The following is a 19,650-nucleotide window of genomic DNA, read 5'->3' on the forward strand; positions in this document are numbered from 1 at the left end:
GCCGCTGCGCGGATCGGCAGCGGCTTCTCCCAAGTAAGAGCCCGCATCCACCAAAATGGAGAACGCGGATTCAATGAATTTTTTCTGACAGTCCACGGCCACCTCGGCCTCAGCGGCTGCCAACCCGCACTGTGTCGCCCTCGCGGCTCACCACGAAGCGCGGGTCACGTTCGAGGAAGTCCTGCAGCGCACCGATGCGATGCGCATCGAGGCTGCCGGACAACCGTGCCGATGCCGCGCCCTCGTCCAGCACGCGCACCTGCACCTGGTTGTGCCGGTTGAAGGCAGCAGCCACTTCGTCCAAGCGCTCGTCAAGGAAGGACACTTTGTGCTGCTGCCAGTCCAGCAGCATCGACAGTGGCATGTCCAATGACTCCACCGCATGGCTGCGCGCGTCGACCTGCACCACCCGGCCCTGCCCCAACTGGGCCAGGCGGCGGGCGCCCGCGCCCTGGCTCCAGACCTCGACCTCGCCGGAAACCACACCGATGCGCGTGCTCTGCAGCCGTCGCGACACGTCGAAGACTGTGCCGATGTCCCGGATCTCCAGGCCGTTCACCTGCACCTCGAACGGGCGGCGGTCGCGTGCGATGTCGAACGTCGCCTCGCCCTGCAGCAGTTCCGCCTTGCGACTGAACCAGCCCATGCGTACCCGCAGGCGGCTGTCCGCGTTGAGCCGCACCTGTGTCCGGTCAGGCAGCACCAGGCCACGCAGTTCACCGTGGTCGGCGCTGTACAGCTGTTCGGTGGGCATCAACTGCGGAACCAGGCCCACGCCGAGCAGGGCGATGCAGGCTGCGGCAGCCACCCACCCGCGCGTGCGGCGGCGCAGCGGCGCAGCGTGCGGCGCGGCGGGGGCACTATCGAACAGAGGCACCACTTTGGCGGCCGCCTGCCGTGGCGGCGCCGGCGCCTCTTCCGGCAACGGCGATTGCAGTGCCTCGCCGACCTGCCGGTGCAGCGCGAGGGCGTGCATATAGGCGCGCACGTGCTCAGGCGAGCGCTTCATCCAGTCCAGGAACGCAACCCGCTCGGCCTCGTCCAGCACTCCCTCGCGATTGCGCAGGAACCAGTCCATTGCCTCGCAGGCGACCGTGTCGTCGGCCATGGGCGATGCGTTTCGGTTCATGCGTGCTCCCTGGCGCCCAGCGCCTTCCTGCAGGCCTCCAGACCCTTGCCGATGTGCTTGCGCACCATGTGCACCGACACCTGCAACTGCTGGCTGACTGCCGGGCAGTCCAGCCCGTCGCGGTAATGCAGCTCCATCACCCGTCGCGTGGTCGCCGGCAGACGAGCGATGGTGCTGCGGATATCGTTCCAGCGCTGCGCGCGCTCGAACTCGCCCTCGATGTCTTCTTCGCTTTTCAACACTTCGGCCAGCTGATCCACGTCTTCCAGCGGCGGCAGCGACAAACGCGCGCGCGCGTGCTCGCGTGCCAGGTTGGCCGCGACCGTGAACAGGTAGGCCTCCGGGTTCTCGATCGCTGCGGCATTCTCGCCGGTGGCCCGCAGCAGCCGCAGGTACACCTCCTGCGCCAGGTCCTCGGCGTCTTCGCTGGCAGAGCCGCGACGCAGGAAGAAGCCACGCAGCAGCCGTCGGCGCAGCGCGTAGCTCTTCTCCCAGATCCTCACGCTGTTCACGGCCGGCCAACCACCCCGAGGCTGGAAAGCCACGCAGGGTGACGACCATCGATGACAGTGGCGTTGCAGCAGGCGGCCATGCCAGGCACTCTCCGCCCGGCACATTCGCCCATGATATGGCGCACCGTGCCAACCCTTGCTTGCCAGAGACCCAAGCCGGGCCCGCCTATCGAAGCCGCGGGGCCGGGCCTACGCTTGCCTCCCCGGTGGCCGCGACGGTCGCCCTTCGCGTCACGGCCCCGCCATTGCGACCCCGCTCCAGTGCTGTGCGCCCTGCCGGTGTTGTCGCCCAGGCAGAGCCGGCGCCCTCTGGAGACACTCATGAACCAAGCCCTGACCCCCTTCGATACCGACCCGCTGGAAACGCGGGAGTGGCGGGAATCACTGGAGGCGGTGATGCAGGCCGGTGGCCGGCCACGCGCGCATTACCTGATCGACCAGCTCAGCGAGCTGGATGCGCAGCGGCACGGCGATCTGCATGCGCGCGCGTGGACCGCCTACGTCAACACCATCCCGCCGGAGCGCCAGCCGGCCTACCCGGGCGACCTGGCCATCGAGCGCCGCCTGAACGCGATGATCCGCTGGAATGCGATGGTGATGGTGCTGCGCGCCGGCAAGCACTCCAACGTCGGCGGCCACATCGCCACCTACCAGTCGGCGGCGGTGCTGTACGACGTGGGCTTCGACCACTTCTTCCGTGGCCGTACCGACACCTTCGACGGCGACATGATCTACATCCAGGGCCATTCCGCGCCGGGCATCTATGGCCGTGCGTACGTGGAAGGGCGCATCGATCCGGCACGGATGGACAACTTCCGCCGCGAAGCCGGTCGTGACGGCCTGTCTTCGTATCCACACCCGCGCCTGATGCCGGAGTTCTGGCAGTTCCCCACCGTGTCGATGGGGTTGGGCCCGCTGACCGCCGCCTACCAGGCGCGCTACATGCGTTACCTCGAGTACCGCGGCCTGAAGCAGCACCAGGACCGCAAGGTCTGGGCCTTCCTCGGCGACGGCGAGATGGACCAGCCCGAATCGCTGGCGGCGATTTCGCTGGCCGGCCGCGAGCGGCTGGACAACATCGTATTCGTGGTCAACTGCAACCTGCAGCGCCTGGATGGTCCGGTGCGCGGCAACGCCAAGGTCATCCAGGAACTGGAAGGCACGTTCCGCGCGGCCGGCTGGAACGTGATCAAGCTGATCTGGGGCAGTGGCTGGGACGACCTGCTGGCCCGCGACCACAGCGGCCTGCTACGCCAGCGCATGATGGAATGCGTGGATGGCGACTACCAGACCTTCAAGTCGCAGAGCGGTGCTTACGTGCGCGAGCATTTCTTCGGCCGTTACCCCGAGCTGCTGGAGCTGGTCGCGCACATGAGCGACGACGACATCTGGGCGCTGGCACGTGGCGGCCACGATCCGCATAAGGTGTACGCCGCCTACAAGCAGGCGGTGAACACCCGCGGCCGGCCGACGGTGATCCTGGCCAAGACGGTCAAGGGTTTCGGCATGGGCGAAGCCGGCGAAGGCCAGAACATCAACCACCAGCTGAAGAAGATGAGCGCCGATGCAGTACGCGCCTTCCGCGACCGCTTCAACCTGCCGGTCAGCGACGAGCAGCTGGAGGAGATGCCCTATCTGCGCCCGGAACCGGGCAGCGCCGAGGCCGCCTACTTCGCCGAACGCCGCCGCATCCAGGGTGGGCAGCTGCCGGCGCGCCTGGCCAAGGTGGATCCGCTGCCGCTGCCGCCGCTGTCGATCTTCAACACCCAGCTGCAGGGCAGTGGCGATCGCGGCCAGTCCACCACCATGGGCTTCGTGCGCATCCTCACCAGCCTGCTGAAGGACCCGGATCTGGGCAAGCTGGTGATTCCGATCGTGCCCGATGAATCGCGCACCTTCGGCATGGAAGGCCTGTTCCGCCAGATCGGCATCCACTCCTACCTGGGCCAGCTGTACACCCCGCAGGATGCCGGCCAGCTGAGCTATTACAAGGAAGCCAAGGACGGTCAGATCCTGCAGGAAGGCATCAACGAATCCGGTGCGATCTGTTCATGGATCGCCGCCGGCACTGCCTACAGCAACCACGGCCTGGCCACGATTCCGTTCTACATCTTCTATTCGATGTTCGGCCTGCAGCGCGTCGGTGACCTGGCCTGGGCCGCTGCCGACGCGCGTACCCGCGGCTTCCTGCTCGGTGCCACGTCGGGCCGCACCACGCTGATGGGCGAAGGCCTGCAGCACGACGACGGCCACAGCCACGTGCTGTCGTCGGTGATTCCGAGCTGCGTGTCCTACGACCCGACCTACAACTACGAACTGGCGGTGATCATCCACGACGGCCTGCGCCGCATGTATGTCGACCGGGAAGACATCTACTACTACATCACCGTACTCAACGAGAACTACCCGCAGCCGGCACTGCCCGAAGGCACCGAAGCCGGCATCCTGAAGGGCCTGTACCTGCTGCATCCGGCAGCCGCCGACAACGCCTTGCAGCCACGCGTGCAGCTGATGGGCAGCGGCTCGATCCTGCGCGAAGTGGAAGCCGCGGCAGACCTGCTGCAGCAGGACTTCGGCATCGCCAGCGATGTGTGGAGCGCGACCAGCCTGACCGAACTGCGCCGCGACGGGCTGTCCGCCGAGCGCTGGAACCTGCTGCATCCGGCCGAAGAACCGCGCGTGCCCTACGTGCAGCAATGCCTGCAGGGTCATGAAGGCCCGGTGGTGGTGGCCACCGACTACATGAAGATCGTCGGCGACCAGATCCGTCCCTTCATCAACGACCGCCGCTTCACCGCATTGGGCACCGATGGCTTCGGCCGCTCCGACACGCGTGAATCGCTGCGCACATTCTTCGAAGTGGATCGCCACTTCATCGTACTGGCGGCCCTGAAGTCGCTGGCCGACGAAGGCCGCATCGAACGCTCGCGGATGCAGGACGCGATCGACAAGTACGGCATCGACACCGGCAAGCGCGATCCGGCCGCCGCCGTGTAGGGCCGTTGCATTCACCACGCCTGCCCTGCGGGCGTGGTGAATGCAGCATCGCTACGGCATGCGCTTGAACAGGTTGGTCTGCAGGATCGGCGTACCGTCATGACCGTAGAACGCCTTGGTCTCGGTCATCGTCGCCTGGTCATCCGCCACGGTGTAGATGCGGGTGGAGGCCGGCGTGCCATGGTCCACCAGCTGCATCACCAGCGTGTTCGGTGCAGGCAGTTTCAGGTTGGCCTTGTCCGCGCCATAGGTGCCGGACAGGGCGCCGGGCGTGCCATCCAGGGCCAGCGTGCCGTCGGATTTCATGGTCTTGCCGTCGTTCAGGACGATGTCCACGTGCGAGCTCCAGCGGCCACCACCGGCGTCCTTGAACTCGAGCACCACGTGCTTCGGGCGCTGCGCTTCGGGTAGCGCAGACGTGGCGATATCCAGCGACCAGCGCCCCAGCAGGGGGGAAGGCGAAGTCTCCACTGCCAGCGCCGGAACGGCGGGGAGTGAAAGCGCAGACAACAACACAGCGGACAACAGCTTCATACGTTGCTCCGTTCCAGTGAAGAAGATTCTGCGTGACGCGTTGTGGGGCGCAGCGCCTCGGATCGTGCACAGCATCGGCGCCCGGCGCAAGGCGGGGCGCTGAACACGCGGCAACCTCATTCGCGCCCCCGCGATTTCGGTCTGGCGGCAAGGTCTCATCCGTCCTTGCCGATACAAAGAGTTACGTTATAACATTTCACTTCGCCTTCACGAGTCCTGCCATGCGTCGCCACCTGCTTGCTGCTGCCATTCTGTTCGCCGTCCACACCGCCCAGGCCGCGGACGAACCCACCCTCCCCACCCTCCAGGTCCAGGCCTCCCAGCCCTCGCGCATCGACAGCCGGGTCACCGTCGACAATCCGCAGGCGCAGAACCGCACCCTCGGCGGCCTGCTCGAACACGTCTCCGGCGTGCAGAGCACCGCCTTCGGGCCGAACGCGGGCGCCCCGGTCATCCGCAGCCTCAGTGGCAACCGCGTGCAGATCCTGCAGGACGGCCAGTCCATCCTCGGCATGAACGCGATCAGCGGCGACATCAACATTCCGTTCGATCCACTGTTCGTGCGCAGCGTCACCGTCAACAAGTCCTCGGACACGGTGCGCTATGGCGGCAATGCGATCGGCGGCAGCGTGGAGATCGATTCGGGCCTGATCTCGCGCAGCATGGAAGACAAGGACCAGTCGATGGAACTGGTCCTGCGCAAGGGCTTCAATGCCGCCGATGCGCAGGGCTTCCGCATGAACTTCAACAACCAGCGCAACCTCTCGACCAACCTGCAGGTCTCGCGCCAGCGCATCTCGCACTACGACATCCCCGGCAACAGCAAGGCCCGTGTCTGCAACACCCGACTGTTCCCGCCGACCGGCGGCGTCAACTCGGCGCTGGCCGACAGCTGCCAGAAGGAAGCACGCGTACAGCAGATCTACAACAAGGCCTCGCAGCCTTACATCGACCAGTTCATGACCGAGAATCCTGACTGGGCCGATGGTGAATTCTCGTTCTACACCAACAATCCGACTTCGGTCTGGCAGCGCCGCACCTACATCAATCCGGTCAACCCGGCCTACGTACCCGGCACGCCTTCGTACGTGCAGAAGCAGATCAACAACGACGTGACGCCCGATTACCATCACCGGTTGGGCAACGGCTACGCGAGAAATTCGCAGGTGGCGCTCGGGTCGACCCTGTTCTTCGACCGTGGTTACGTGGGTATCAGCATCGATGCCAAGGACAGCGAGTACGGCGTGCCGGGGTTCTCGATGCAGAACCTGTCGTTCGGTTCCAACTATGCCAACGGGCTGCCGGTGGGGGTGGTGATCAAGCAGGAACGCTATGCACTGGAAGCCCTGCTGCGCAATCCGCTGCCGTGGTTCGAGCGCGCCGAACTGCGCGTTTCCAAGCTGGACAACACCTCGGGCGAGCGGCTGGGTGCCACCCGCGCCAACGACTACGATTTCGAGAGCACCCAGGCCGAGCTGCTGCTCAGCCATCAGCGCGTCGGTCCGCTCAGCGGCATGCTGGGTTTCAGCCACCAGTCGCGTGATGTCACCGGCAGTGGCTCGCTGCGCTACCTGCCTGACGTCGACACCCGCAGCAACGCGGTGTTCCTGAAGGAGACGCTGGACTTCGGCTGGGCCAGTTTCGACGCTGGCGTGCGCCACGAGCGCGTTGACCATGACCTGCAACCAAGCCGCTTCAAGATCGCGCGCAATGCCGCCAACACGAAACTGCAGGACCGCGACTACCGGCTCAACAGCTACAGCCTCGGCTCGTACGTCGAGCTCGGTCCGTTGTTCGCCGCCAAGGTGCGCTACTCGTCCTCGCAGCGCGCACCGGAGATCAACGAGTTGTACGCGAGCAATGCTCACTATTCGGTGATGACCCAGGAAGAAGGCAACCAGAACCTCGAACCGGAGCGCGCGAAGAACCTGGAACTGACCGGCCTGTTCCACCTTGGTGGTTTCGAACTGTCGGCCACCGCGTACCGGATGCGGTACGAGAACTACCTCTACCTCGGCTATTCCGGCCTGCAGACCGCCAACCGCCTGCCGCTGAAGTACTGGAAGCAGACCGACACCACGGTGAAGGGCTTCGAGATCGACGCGTCGCAGGCATTGGACCTGGGCCGCTATGGCACGTTGAACGTCTCCGCCTTCGCCGACCTGGTGAAGAACAAGGCCGACCACCCGGATTCGCTGCGCGCCCACAACGACGGCGAGTATCTGCCGAACATGCCGACCAACCGCTACGGCGCCAACCTGCAGTGGCAGCGCGAAGGCTGGAAGGCACAACTGTCCAGCACCTACTACGACGCGCAGAAGTACCTGGGTCGCAATGTCAGTGAGGAAATTCCGCTCGACGCATTCAACCTGGTCGACCTGCAGGTCAGCCGCGAACTTCCAGTGCGCAACAGCTACATCGCAGGCGTGGAAGTGTTCGTCAATGGCAGCAACCTGCTCAATGAAGAAGCGCGGCCGCACAACTCGCCGCTGAAGTACATCGCGCCCCTGCCGGGGCGGGGCTTCCAGGTCGGCGTGACGATACGGCTCTGAAGGCCGGCCATAAAGAAAAACGCCTGCAGATCGAGGATCTGCAGGCGCTTCTTTGTATCTGGCGGAGTGAGAGGGATTCGAACCCTCGATAGAGCTTTTGACCCTATACTCCCTTAGCAGGGGAGCCCCTTCGGCCACTCGGGCATCACTCCGGGGTATTCTCCGCGTCTGGTGCGTTGCACCTCAGCGGGGCGTGAATCATAACGTTAATCGAGTGCGAAGGTAAAGCGTTATTCGGCAGAATTTTCGCTACCGGTGCCACCGGCTTCATCACCACGCTGGATGCGCTGGTAGATCTCTTCGCGATGCACAGCGACGTCCTTCGGCGCAGTGATGCCGATACGCACCTGGTTACCCTTGACGCCAAGCACGGTGACGCTCACCGAGTCACCGATCATCAGGGTTTCGCCGACGCGGCGAGTCAGGATCAACATTTTTGTAAGTCTCCATGGAACCGTGTGGAAGGGTATCCCCCACCGGCTTGACGCTCCGTCAAGAAGCGCTACCACGACAAAGGGAAAAGATTCGCAATGGTACCGTCAGCCGTCCCGCTCCTACAAGGAGGGGGACGGCGGGGTTCATCACAGGCGGGGGCTGACCCATTCGACGACTGCAGCCAGCGCAGTGGCAAGGGCGGGCCCGTCCTCGCCACCACCCTGGGCGAGGTCCGGGCGTCCGCCGCCCTTGCCCCCGATCTGACCGGCGATATGGGACAACAGTTCCCCGGCCTTGACTTTGCCCATTGCGCTGCCGTTCACACCCGCGACCAGGGCGGCCTTGCCGTCCTGGGCACCGGCCAGCACGATCACCGCGTCGCCCAGCTGCTGCTTCAGGCGGTCCATGGCGTCACGCAGGGCCTTGGCGTCGAAGCCCTCCAGGCGGGCAGCCAGCACCTTCACGCCGGCGACCTCGACGGCCTGACCGGACAGGTCGGCCGTGGCACCGGCCGCGACCTTGGCCTTCACGGCCTCCAGTTCGCGTTCCAGCTGCTTCTGGCGCTGGCCGAGGGCACGGATCTTCTCGACCACGTCGGCAGCGCTGCCACCGAGCAGTTCAGCGGCCTCGGCCAGGCGGGCCTCTTCGGCGTCCACGTAGTCCAGGGCGCCCTGGCCGGTAACCGCCTCGATGCGGCGCACGCCGGCGGAAACACCGCCCTCGGAGGTGATCTTGAACAGACCGATGTCGCCGGTACGGTTGACGTGGGTGCCACCGCACAGCTCGGTGGAGTAGTCACCCATCTTCAGCACGCGCACATGCTCACCGTACTTCTCGCCGAACAGGGCCATCGCGCCGAAGTCCAGCGCTTCCTGCATGGCCATGGTGTGCACTTCAGCGGCGTTGTTGGCACGCACCTGCTGGTTGACCTTGCGCTCGATCACCGCCAGCTCTTCCGCGCTGATCGGCTGGAAGTGCGAGAAGTCGAAACGCAGGCGGTCCGGCGCGACCAGCGAGCCCTTCTGCTGCACGTGGGTGCCCAGCACTTCGCGCAGCGCGGCGTGCAGCAGGTGGGTGGCCGAGTGGTTGAGGATGGTGGCGCCACGGCGCTCGCCATCGACCTGGCCGGACAGTACATCGCCGACCTTCAGGCCGCCTTCGGACAAGGTGCCGACGTGGCCATGGAACTGGCCGGCGAACTTCTGGGTGTCCTCCACCGCCAGGCGCACGCCGTTGCCGGCCAGCACGCCGGTGTCACCGACCTGGCCGCCGGATTCGGCATAGAACGGGGTCTGGTTGGTGATGACGATGACCGAATCACCGGCATCGGCCGACTGCACCGGACGACCGTCCTTGAGCAGGGCCAGCACGCTCAGGCCGTCGGCCTGCAGGCGGTCATAGCCCAGGAACAGGGTCGGGCTCAGCGTTGCCACCAGCTCGGCCGGCAGGGTCACGCCGCCGCCGAACTTGCCGGCCGCCCGTGCGGTTTCGCGCTGCTGTTCCATCGCGGCATCGAAGCCGGCGATGTCGACGGTCAGGTCGCGCTCGCGCGCGATGTCCTGGGTCAGGTCGAGCGGGAAGCCATAAGTGTCGTACAGGCGGAACGCGTCAACGCCCGGGATCACGCCATTGCTGGCCTTGCCGGCCACGTCCTCGAAGATCTTCATGCCGGCATCGAGGGTTTCCGCGAAACGCTCTTCCTCGGCCTGCAGCGCACGGGTGACGGTGTCCACCGCTGCCGGCAGTTCGGGATAGGCCTCGCCCATCTGCTCGACCAGGGTCGGTACCAGCTTGCTGAAGAACGGCTGGCGCACACCCAGCATCCAGCCATGGCGCAGGGCGCGGCGGATGATACGGCGCAGCACGTAACCGCGGCCTTCGTTGGACGGCAGCACGCCATCGACGATCAGGAACGAACAGGCACGGATGTGGTCGGCAATCACGCGCAGCGACTTGTTCTCCAGGTCGGCGGTGCCGGTCAGCTCGGAAGCCTTGCGGATCAGCGCCTGGAACAGGTCGATCTCATAGTTGGTGTGCACGTGCTGCAGGATCGCCGCCAGGCGCTCCAGGCCCATGCCGGTATCCACGCACGGCGCCGGCAGCGGCACCAGGGTGCCGTCGGGCTGGCGGTCGAACTGCATGAACACCAGGTTCCAGATCTCGATGAAACGGTCGCCGTCTTCGTCCGGGGAACCCGGGGGACCACCGGCAATATGATCACCGTGGTCGTAGAAGATCTCGGTGCACGGGCCGCACGGGCCGGTGTCGGCCATCTGCCAGAAGTTGTCCGAAGCGAACGGCGCGCCCTTGTTGTCGCCGATGCGTACGATGCGCTCTTCCGGAACGCCGACCATGTCGCGCCACAGTTCGTAGGCTTCGTCGTCGGTCTGGTACACGGTGACCAGCAGGCGTTCGGCCGGCAGCTTCCAGACCTGGGTCAGCAGCTCCCAGGCCCAGGCGATCGCGTCCTTCTTGAAGTAGTCGCCGAACGACCAGTTGCCCAGCATTTCGAAGAAGGTGTGGTGGCGCGCGGTGTAGCCGACCTGGTCGAGGTCGTTGTGCTTGCCGCCCGCGCGCAGGCAGCGCTGCACGTCGGCCGCGCGCACGTAGCTGCGCTTTTCCGCGCCAAGGAACACGTCCTTGAACTGCACCATGCCGGAGTTGGTGAACAGCAGGGTAGGATCATTGCCCGGCACCAGCGGCGCCGACGGCACGATGGTGTGGCCTTTACCCTTGAAGAATTCAAGGAAGTCGCTGCGGATCTGGGATGTCGTGAATTTGGCGGATGCGTTCATTGGGGGCTGGCAGTCTGCGGGCCGGCGGACCCGGACCACCGGCCGCGTTGGCCAGGGTCGCGAGGGACCGCCGAAAACCTAAAGGGTATCAGGCCCGGCGCCGCCAGTCTCAGTCATCCGGGTCGTAGCGGGTCGCGCGGCGGATGCTGTCGCCGTCGAAGCCCCGCCGGGCCAGCAGATCGGCAGCCTTGCGCCGCTGCGTCAGGTCCTGCGGGCCGGCCTCGCCAAAGCGTCGGCGGACCAGATCACGGGCGTTTTCCTGCCAGTCGCCTTCGTAGCTGTCCATCGCTGCGGCAATCGCGGCACTGTCCAGGCCATGGGTCCCCAGCTCGGCGCGGACATGGATCGGCCCATAACCGGTGTTGGCGCGCATCCTCACCAGGTTCTCGGCAAAACGGGTGTCGTCCTGCCAGCCGGCCTCGGTCAACTTGGCGACAGCGGCCTGCGCGGCTTCGTCTTCGATGCCACGGGCCGTCAGCTTGCGGGTGAGTTCCTTGCGCGAGTGCTCGCGGCGGACCAGCAGGCCCAACGCCCGTTGCACGGGGGTCTGCTCACGAGGCCGGCGCTTGCGGCCGGTCGGAATGTCTTCGGCGTCGGACATGGGTACTCCAAGGGTGGCGCCATCCGTGGCGCCCAGCCCATCCCTGGGCGATTCGAACCTGCGGGACAGGGCGACGTCACTGACGGCGCCACCCTGCCCCACAGCAAGCCTTATTCGTCTTCGCCTTCGTCGTCGCCTTCCTCGCGGGCCGCTTCGGCCGGCTGGAATTTCTCGCGCAGCTCGGCCTCGAGCTTGGCGGCGACAGTCGGGTTGTCGCGCAGGTAGCCGCGGGCGTTGTCCTTGCCCTGGCCAATGCGTTCTTCACCGTAGCTGTACCAGGCGCCAGCCTTCTCCACCAGCTTGGCATCCACACCCATGTCGATCAGCTCGCCTTCACGGCTGATGCCTTCGCCATACAGGATCTCGGTGATGACCTGCTTGAACGGAGGTGCCAGCTTGTTCTTGACGACCTTGATCTTGGTCTGGTTACCGATGATCTCGTCACCCTTCTTGATCGCGCCGATACGGCGGATGTCCAGGCGGACCGAGGCGTAGAACTTGAGCGCGTTGCCGCCGGTGGTGGTTTCCGGGCTCTGGCCCGGCATCATCACGCCGATCTTCATGCGCAGCTGGTTGATGAAGATCACCAGGGTGTTGGAGCGCTTGATGTTACCGGTCAGCTTGCGCAGCGCCTGGCTCATCAGGCGGGCCTGCAGGCCTGGCAGCTGGTCGCCCATCTCGCCTTCGATTTCGGCCTTCGGGGTCAGCGCGGCGACCGAGTCGATCACCAGGATGTCCACCGAACCCGAACGGACCAGCATGTCGGCGATTTCCAGCGCCTGCTCACCGGTGTCCGGCTGCGACAGCAGCAGGTCGTCCACGTTCACGCCCAGCTTGGCGGCGTAGATCGGGTCCAGCGCGTGCTCGGCGTCGATGAAGGCCGCGGTGCCGCCCATCTTCTGGCATTCGGCGATGGCCTGCAGGGTCAGGGTGGTCTTGCCCGAGGATTCCGGCCCGTAGATCTCAACGACACGTCCCTTCGGCAGACCACCAATGCCCAGCGCGATGTCGAGCATCAGCGAACCGGTCGGGATGGCTTCGACGGGCTCGACCACGCGGTCGCCCATGCGCATCACCGAGCCCTTGCCGAACTGCTTTTCGATCTGGCCCAGAGCTGCAGCGAGGGCGCGCTTCTTGTTCTCGTCCATCGGATTGGTCCTTGCAGAGGTCGTGTCGTTGGAGGTGCTGTCTTTGGGGGTCTTCTTTGCCATGGGTTCACTTTAAGTCGGACGTATCGCACAGGCTGAGATTCTGCCCGGCGCTCTGAAAAGAATTATCGGACATCCGTACCAACCTCAGTGGAACCAGAGAATCGCCACAAAAGACCGCGGGGTAATGCGCTACGGAACGGGTCAACGGTTGGGCCGCAACAGGCCGCAATAGAGGCCCTCGATCGCGAAGTCCTGATCCGGCAGCACCTCGATCGGCTTGTAGTCGGGATTGCGCGGCAGCAGGCGGATGCGATCCTTGGCGATCTTCAGCAGCTTGACCGTGATCTCGTCATCGATGCGGGCCACCACGATCTGCCCGGAATGGGCGTCGCGGGTGCGGTGCACGCCGATCAGGTCACCGTCGAAGATGCCCTCATCGATCATCGAGTCGCCCTGCACCTTCAGCAGGTAGTCCGGCGCCGGCGAGAAGAACACCCGGTCCAGCACCACGAAATCGTCCGAGCCGATGTCGGCACCGATCGGCAGGCCGGCCGCAACCCGGCCCAGCACCGGCAGCCGCAGCACGCTGTCGGCCAGGCCCGGCTCGGCCAGCTTCTCGACCGGCGGTGCCTGCACCAGGCGGATGCCGCGGGCCTGACCCGGGATGCGACGGATCGCACCGGCCTGCTCCAGGGCTTCCAGGTGGTACTGGGCCGCGCGCACGCCCTTGAAGCCGAATGCGCGTGCGATTTCAGTCTGCGACGGCGGTGCGCCTTCGCTCTCGATACGCTCGGCGATCAACTGCAGGATCGCCTGCTGGGTGTCGGTCAGGTCCATGGTTAGTAGTATTACTACTAATATGCGCGACTGCAAGTGCCGGGGCGATACGGGATGGTGCGTGCCTGTTGGGCCGAGGCACGCTTGGCAAGCGCGCGAACGCCCGGCCTGCGGGCAAAAGCAAATGCAGCCGACTGGCAGTCGGCGCTACAGGAATCGCTGCGCGATTCCGCGGTTCCCAGCGGGAACCGCTGCGGCAAGCACACTAGGTGTGCTTGCCGCTTCTCCATATCGAAACCAGGATCCATACGCCGCAGAAGCCGGCGCCGATGAATCCGCACACGCCCAGCGCCAGCAACCAGCGGCTGGAAACCCCGCCGACGCTGTGCATCACGATCGACGAGCCGATGATCAGCGCGGCCGTGATCACGCCCACCACCAGTCGGTTCGCGGCCCGGTTCACCTGCTCGCCAAAGCCCTGCAGCGCGGTGGTCTCCACCTTCAGCTGGAGGCGCCCACGGCGCGCCGCCTGGACCAGCTTGCGCAGGTCGCGCGGCAACTCGCCAGCGAAGTCGACCAGGCCCAACAGGCTGCGCCGGCCGCGCTTGAGCAGCGCCCTGGGCGCATAACGCTGCAGCACCACACGCTCCAGGAACGGGCGGGCGGCGCTGGCCATGTCGAAATCCGGATCCAGCTGCCGGCCCATGCCTTCCAGGGTCAGGAAGGCCTTGATCATCAGTGCCAGGTCGGCCGGCAGGGTCAGGCTGTAGCTGCGCAGCAGCTGGGTGATGTCGCCCAGCATCAGGCCGATGCGCAGGTCCTTCAGCGGCACGCCACGGTACTGGTCGACGAACTGGCTGATGTCGTGCTGCAGCCGGTTCTCGTCCACTTCCACGCCGCCGGCCCAGTCCAGCAGCACGTCGGCCACGCCCTGCGGGTCCTGCTCGACCAGGCCGTGCAGCAGTTGCGCGACCTGGAAGCGGCGCACTTCGGACAGCGCGCCGACCATGCCGAAATCGATCACGCCGATGCGGCCGTCACGCAGGTAGATGATGTTGCCGGGGTGTGGATCGGCGTGGAAGCTGCCGTCCTCCAGCACCATCTTGAGCACGATGCCGGCACCACGCCGCGCCAGCTCGCGCCGGTCCAGGCCCGCCGCATCGACGCCGGCCAGATCGCGGCCGGGAATGCCGTCGACGAAGTCCTGCACGTTCAAGCTCTCGCAGGTCCACTGCCAGTGCACCTTCGGAATCAGTATGTCGTCACGGCCGCTGAAGTTGCGCGCGATGCGTTCGGCATTGCGGCATTCGGCGGCAAAATCCAGCTCGCGGCGCAGCGATACGGTGAACTGCTGCACGACCTCGGCCGGGCGATAGCGACGCAGGTCCGGCAACCGGGCCTCGACGATCTCGGCCAGCCGCGCCAGCAGCCGCAGGTCGGCCTCGACCACGTCGCGGATGCCGGGACGCCGCACCTTCAGCACCACCTCACGACCATCATGCAGCCGCGCGCGATGGGCCTGCGCCAGCGAGGCGGCGGCCATCGGGGTTTCGTCAAGGAAGGCGAATACCTCCGCCGGCGACGCGCCCAGGTCGGCTTCGAGCTGCCCGCGGATCTCGGCGTACGGCAGCGCCGGCACCGCGTTCTGCAGTTCGGACAGCTCGGCAATCCACTCCGGCGGCAACAGGTCGACGCGCGTTGCCAGCACCTGGCCAAGCTTGACGAAGGTCGGGCCAAGATCCTGCATCGCACTGCGCACGCGCACCGGTGCGGTCATCCGCAGCAGCTCCTGCCGGTCCTCGTTCCAGTGCAACAGGCGCCCTGCCCGCTCCAGCGTGCTGGCCAGGCCGATGCGCCGCACCACGTCGCCGAAGCCGTAGCGGATCAGGACAACGGCGATTTCCTGCAGTCGGCCCAGGTCACGGACCGTGCCCAGCGTTTCCCACATCATGCGTGCTCCGGACGGTTACCGGAGCAGCATGTCACAGCTGGGCGTCGATACCGTGCAATGCCGCCGCCACGGTTTGCCGGCGGATGGCTTCGCGGTCGCCATCGAACTGGAACAGCTCGGCGCGGGCGTAACCACCGCGGCGCTTCCAGCCGATCCAGACACTGCCGACTGGCTTGTCCGGACTGCCACCGCCGGGGCCGGCGATACCGGTCACCGCCACGGCGATGCCGGCACCGGAATTGACCAGCGCACCGGACACCATCTCCAGAACGGTTTCGCGACTGACCGCGCCGAACTGTTCCAGCGTCTGCGCACGCACGCCCAGCAGGCGCTGCTTGGCTTCATAGCTGTAGACCACCATGCCGCAGTCGAAGAACGCCGAAGAACCGGCGATGTCGGTCATGCACTTGGCGATCCAGCCGCCACTGCAGCTTTCGGCCGTGACCAGCTGCAGCGAGGCCTGTTGCAGGCGCTGCCCGAGCGCGGCGGACTGGGCATTGAGATCGGCGTCGGTGGGGATGGACATCGGCATGACGGTGGGGTGAAGAACCCCGTTGTACCGCAGATGACAGCCGGATGTCGCGCCCCTCCGGCACGATTGCGTTGCCGGCCAGCGGCCGGCACCACCAGCCATGGGCCGCTAGCTCACCACTCCGGCAGTTTCTCCGGCAGCAGCGCCCGGATCGGCGCGCCATCGGCACTGGCGGCCAGCTTCTCGGCTTCGGCAATCGGCAGGTCCACCTGCAGCAGCCAGCCCTCTTCATCGGCCTGTTCGCTGCGGATCACTTCCAGCTGGTGCAGGCGCGCACGCAGGCGGCCGGCATCCGGCGGCAGGCGCAATTCACCGGTCACGTGCTGCAGGCCAAGGCGCTTGCCCAGCACTGCCTGCAGCAGCTCAAGGCCCTGCCCGTCACGCGCGGAAATCCAGACACGTTCACGACGCGACTCGTCGGGCACGCCATCCTGGCCATCGTGGCGGACGTCGGCACCGTCGATGCGATCGATCTTGTTGAACACCAGCAGCTGCGGCAGGTCACCGGCACCGACCGCGGTCAGCACCTCGTCCACCTGGGCGATGCGCTCCTCGCGGTGCGGATCGGCGGCGTCGACCACATGCAGCAGGAAATCGGCCTCGCGTGCCTCGGACAGCGTCGAGCGGAACGCGGCGACCAGATCATGCGGCAGGTCGCGGACGAAACCGACGGTGTCGGCCAGCACCACGCTGCCGCCCGGGACCGCGATGCGGCGCACGGTCGGGTCCAGCGTGGCGAACAGCTGGTCGGCGGCATAGGCCTCGGCGCCGGTCATGGCGTTGAACAGGGTCGATTTGCCGGCGTTGGTGTAGCCCACCAGGGCCACGCGCGGCAGCTCGCTGCGCACACGCGCACGGCGCATCTGGGTGCGCTGCACTTCAACCTTCTCCAGGCGCTTCTGCAGCTGCTCGACCCGCTTCTGCAACAGGCGGCGGTCGGTTTCCAGCTGGGTTTCACCCGGGCCACGCAGGCCGATCGAACCGCCGCGCTGGCGCTCCAGGTGGGTCCAGCCGCGAACCAATCGCGTAGCCAAGTGACGCAGCTGCGCCAGCTCGACCTGCAGCTTGCCCTCGTGGCTGTGTGCACGCTGGGCAAAGATGTCCAGGATCAGACCGGTGCGGTCGATCACCCGGCGCTCGAGGAAGCGTTCCAGGTTGCGCTCCTGACCCGGGCTCAGCGCATGGTTGACCAGGATCAGGTCGGCGCCACTGGCATCGGCCGCGGCCTTGATCTCGTCCAGCTTGCCGCTGCCGATCAGGGTTGACGGATTCGGACGGTCCAGGCGCGCGGTGATCGTCGCGGCGATGCTGGCCCCAGCCGAGCGGGCCAGATCACCGAACTCTTCCAGCACATCGTCTTCCAGCTTGCCGAAATGGGGCTGGATCAACAGGGCGTGTTCGCCCTTTTTCGAGCGGTCAAACATTCACCGCTCCGGTATTACTCGTCTGCTTCATCACCTGCCTGACCACCTTCACCCGACTGCACGTAACCACCGCCCGGACCGACCTTCACGTTGCGTGCCGGAACCACCGTGGAAATGGCGTGCTTGTAGACCATCTGACTGACCGTGTTGCGCAGCAGGACCACGAACTGGTCGAACGACTCGATCGTGCCCTGCAGCTTGATGCCGTTCACCAGGTACACCGAAACCGGCACGCGCTCGCGCCGCAGTGCGTTCAAGAAAGGATCCTGCAGCGATTGCCCCTTGGACATTGCACACTCCTGATTATTGTTCTTATTGGGTTGCCGACGGTTGCCACGGCCCCCGAGCCGCCCGCCGACCGATGATGTTACACGGCTGGCGGGAGTTCAGCGTGCGACGAAGGCCGACACCGCGCCGGCAAGGCGCTCCTGGTCGATATGGGGGTCGAACCAGCGCGCATCAAGCTCGCCGCGCAGCCACGTCAGCTGGCGCTTGGCCAGCTGGCGGGTGGCGAAGATCGCCTTGTCACGGAAACGGGCGGCATCACCCTCCCCGTCCAGGTACTCCCAGGCCTGGCGATAGCCGACCGCACGCACCGCCGGCAGGTCCAACGGGGCCTCCACGGCGGCCATTTCCGGCATCGCGCGCAGTGCCCGCACTTCGTCCAGGAAGCCCTGCGCCAGCATGGTGTCGAAGCGCGCCTCGATGCGCTGGTGCAGTACCGCGCGGTCACGCGGGGCCAGGATCAGCTTGAGGGTGCGCACCGGCAGCGGCGCCACGCCCGGACGGCGCTGCCATTCAGTGATGGGCGTGCCGGTCAGGCGATAGACCTCCAGTGCCCGCTGGATGCGTTGCGGGTCGGTGGCATGGATGCGTGCGGCGGCGGCCGGATCGACCTCGGCCAGCTCTGCGTGCAATGCCGCCCAGCCCCGCTCGGCCGCCTCGGTGGTGAGTGCTTCGCGCATCACCGGGTCGGCCTCCGGCATCGGCGACAGGCCCTGCAGCAGGGCCCGGAAGTACAGCCCCGTGCCACCTGCCAGGATCGGCGTTTTGCCGCGTGCCACGATGTCGGCCACGACCCGGCCGGCATCGGCGGCGAACTCGGCCGCCGAGTAGGTCTGCCACGGATCGCGCAGGTCCAGCAGATGGTGCGGCGCCTGCGCCCGCTCGGCCGCATCAGGCTTGGCCGAGCCGATGTCCAGGTGGCGGTATACCAGCGCCGAATCGACGCTGACGATTTCGCCGTCCAGTTGCTGTGCCAAAGCGATTGCGGTGGCGGTCTTGCCACTGGCGGTCGGCCCCATCACGGCGATCGCCAGCGGCCGCCGATCGACGCCCATCAGTCTTCGTCCGGCCAGCGGATCGTCGGCGCAGCGTCGGCACGCGGCGTCGGCACGGCCTCCACTGCCTGCCAGATCTTCAGCGCATCGACGGTGGCCGCCACGTCATGCACGCGCACGATGCGCGCGCCACGCTGGACCGCGATCAGGTGCGCGGCCACCGAAGCCGCCACGCGTTCGGAGGGCGTGTCGCGGCCAGTGAGTTCTCCCAGGCTGCGCTTGCGTGACAGGCCGGCCAGCACCGGCACCCCCAGTTCCAGGAAGCGCTCCGAACGCGCCAGCAGGGTCATGTTGTGGGCGGTGCTCTTGCCGAAGCCAAAACCAAGGTCGATCAGCAGGTTCTTCTTCGCAATGCCCGCCATCTCGGCAGCGAACAGGCGCTGCACCAGGAAACCATGCACCTCGGCGACCACGTCGTCGTAGTGCGGATCGGCCTGCATGTGGCCCGGCTCGCCCTGCATGTGCATCAGCACCACCGGCACGCCGGTTTCGGCGGCAGCTTCAAGCGCACCGCCCTGGCGCAGGGCGAAGATGTCGTTGATCATGCCAGCGCCAGCGGCCACCGCCGCGCGCATCACCTCCGGCTTGAAGGTATCGATGCTGATCGGCACCCGGGTGCGGGCGGCCAGCTGCTCGATTACCGGAATCACCCGGCGCAGCTCCTCCTCGACCGAGACCGGCGCAGCGCCCGGACGGGTCGATTCGCCGCCGATATCGAGCAGGTCGGCGCCCTCCTCGACCAGCTTCAGGCCATGGGCGACCGCAGCCTCGGTGGTGTCATGCGCGCCGCCATCGGAGAAGGAGTCCGGGGTGACGTTGACGATGCCCATGACCCGGGCACGGTCGAGGCGCAGGATGCGGCCGGCGCAATCGAGCTGGGGCGAGGTATCGAACATGGGCAATCCTGCAGGGACGACGGC

At 66.3% G+C, this 19,650-nt stretch carries 16 protein-coding genes and 1 tRNA gene; 2 read left to right on the top strand and 15 right to left on the bottom strand.

Annotated features, from left to right (window positions below):
• Window positions 1-109: 109 nt before the first annotated feature.
• Window positions 110-1,129, bottom strand: a complete 1,020-nt coding sequence (locus AC5JLE_RS10920; protein ID WP_496065299.1) for a FecR family protein — start codon at window positions 1,127-1,129, stop codon at window positions 110-112.
• The gene (locus tag AC5JLE_RS10925) at window positions 1,126-1,641 is read right to left on the bottom strand and encodes an RNA polymerase sigma factor (RefSeq protein WP_041863300.1); all 516 of its coding nucleotides are present in this window, start codon (window positions 1,639-1,641) and stop codon (window positions 1,126-1,128) included. Before AC5JLE_RS10925 ends, AC5JLE_RS10920 begins: the two co-directional genes overlap by 4 nt.
• 321 nt (window positions 1,642-1,962) lie before the next feature.
• Here AC5JLE_RS10925 and aceE point away from each other — a divergent pair, with 321 nt between their 5' ends.
• Window positions 1,963-4,638 carry a pyruvate dehydrogenase (acetyl-transferring), homodimeric type gene (aceE, locus tag AC5JLE_RS10930; protein ID WP_496065300.1) on the top strand — a complete coding sequence of 892 codons (2,676 nt, stop codon included), beginning with the start codon at window positions 1,963-1,965 and terminating at the stop codon, window positions 4,636-4,638.
• A gap of 51 nt (window positions 4,639-4,689) precedes the next feature.
• Here aceE and AC5JLE_RS10935 read toward each other — a convergent pair whose 3' ends face one another.
• Window positions 4,690-5,172 carry a LuxR family transcriptional regulator gene (locus AC5JLE_RS10935; RefSeq protein WP_075076276.1) on the bottom strand — a complete coding sequence of 161 codons (483 nt, stop codon included), beginning with the start codon at window positions 5,170-5,172 and terminating at the stop codon, window positions 4,690-4,692.
• 221 nt (window positions 5,173-5,393) lie between these two features.
• On the opposite strand from AC5JLE_RS10935, the gene AC5JLE_RS10940 reads away from it, so the two are divergent.
• Window positions 5,394-7,724 carry a TonB-dependent receptor gene (locus tag AC5JLE_RS10940; protein ID WP_241884374.1) on the top strand — a complete coding sequence of 777 codons (2,331 nt, stop codon included), beginning with the start codon at window positions 5,394-5,396 and terminating at the stop codon, window positions 7,722-7,724.
• A 59-nt stretch (window positions 7,725-7,783) separates the two neighbouring features.
• Here the strand turns inward: AC5JLE_RS10940 and AC5JLE_RS10945 are convergent.
• The 12 genes from AC5JLE_RS10945 to folP form a co-directional block, all read right to left on the bottom strand.
• Window positions 7,784-7,876, bottom strand: a tRNA-Ser gene (locus AC5JLE_RS10945).
• A gap of 78 nt (window positions 7,877-7,954) precedes the next feature.
• Entirely contained in the window at window positions 7,955-8,158 is a 204-nt protein-coding gene (csrA, locus tag AC5JLE_RS10950; protein WP_004152909.1) for a carbon storage regulator CsrA, read from the bottom strand.
• Between the two features lie 147 nt (window positions 8,159-8,305).
• The gene (gene alaS, locus AC5JLE_RS10955; RefSeq protein ID WP_014646721.1) at window positions 8,306-10,954 is read right to left on the bottom strand and encodes an alanine--tRNA ligase; all 2,649 of its coding nucleotides are present in this window, start codon (window positions 10,952-10,954) and stop codon (window positions 8,306-8,308) included.
• Between the two features lie 109 nt (window positions 10,955-11,063).
• Window positions 11,064-11,555, bottom strand: a complete 492-nt coding sequence (recX, locus tag AC5JLE_RS10960; RefSeq protein WP_005409024.1) for a recombination regulator RecX — start codon at window positions 11,553-11,555, stop codon at window positions 11,064-11,066.
• Between the two features lie 110 nt (window positions 11,556-11,665).
• Window positions 11,666-12,703 (bottom strand): recombinase RecA, encoded by a 1,038-nt coding sequence (recA, locus tag AC5JLE_RS10965; protein WP_005412937.1) that lies wholly within the window; start codon window positions 12,701-12,703, stop codon window positions 11,666-11,668.
• Window positions 12,704-12,907: 204 nt separating this feature from the next.
• The gene (gene lexA, locus AC5JLE_RS10970) at window positions 12,908-13,543 is read right to left on the bottom strand and encodes a transcriptional repressor LexA (protein ID WP_032962190.1); all 636 of its coding nucleotides are present in this window, start codon (window positions 13,541-13,543) and stop codon (window positions 12,908-12,910) included.
• A gap of 205 nt (window positions 13,544-13,748) precedes the next feature.
• Window positions 13,749-15,431: a 2-polyprenylphenol 6-hydroxylase gene (gene ubiB, locus AC5JLE_RS10975; protein WP_032962195.1), complete on the bottom strand. Its 1,683-nt coding sequence runs from the start codon at window positions 15,429-15,431 to the stop codon at window positions 13,749-13,751.
• Window positions 15,432-15,465: 34 nt separating this feature from the next.
• Window positions 15,466-15,960: a CinA family protein gene (locus tag AC5JLE_RS10980; RefSeq protein ID WP_329857532.1), complete on the bottom strand. Its 495-nt coding sequence runs from the start codon at window positions 15,958-15,960 to the stop codon at window positions 15,466-15,468.
• 119 nt (window positions 15,961-16,079) lie between these two features.
• Window positions 16,080-17,390, bottom strand: coding sequence for a ribosome rescue GTPase HflX (hflX, locus tag AC5JLE_RS10985; protein WP_049405705.1), 1,311 nt, complete (start codon window positions 17,388-17,390; stop codon window positions 16,080-16,082).
• A gap of 14 nt (window positions 17,391-17,404) precedes the next feature.
• Window positions 17,405-17,680 carry an RNA chaperone Hfq gene (gene hfq, locus AC5JLE_RS10990; protein ID WP_004152891.1) on the bottom strand — a complete coding sequence of 92 codons (276 nt, stop codon included), beginning with the start codon at window positions 17,678-17,680 and terminating at the stop codon, window positions 17,405-17,407.
• A 96-nt stretch (window positions 17,681-17,776) separates the two neighbouring features.
• Complete coding sequence (gene miaA, locus AC5JLE_RS10995; RefSeq protein ID WP_053495072.1) at window positions 17,777-18,730, bottom strand: tRNA (adenosine(37)-N6)-dimethylallyltransferase MiaA; 954 nt, start codon at window positions 18,728-18,730, stop codon at window positions 17,777-17,779.
• Complete coding sequence (folP, locus tag AC5JLE_RS11000) at window positions 18,730-19,626, bottom strand: dihydropteroate synthase (RefSeq protein ID WP_049405700.1); 897 nt, start codon at window positions 19,624-19,626, stop codon at window positions 18,730-18,732. The genes miaA and folP overlap by 1 nt, the downstream gene beginning before the upstream one ends.
• Window positions 19,627-19,650: the final 24 nt, after the last annotated feature.

Source organism: Stenotrophomonas sp. (assembly GCF_059505245.1).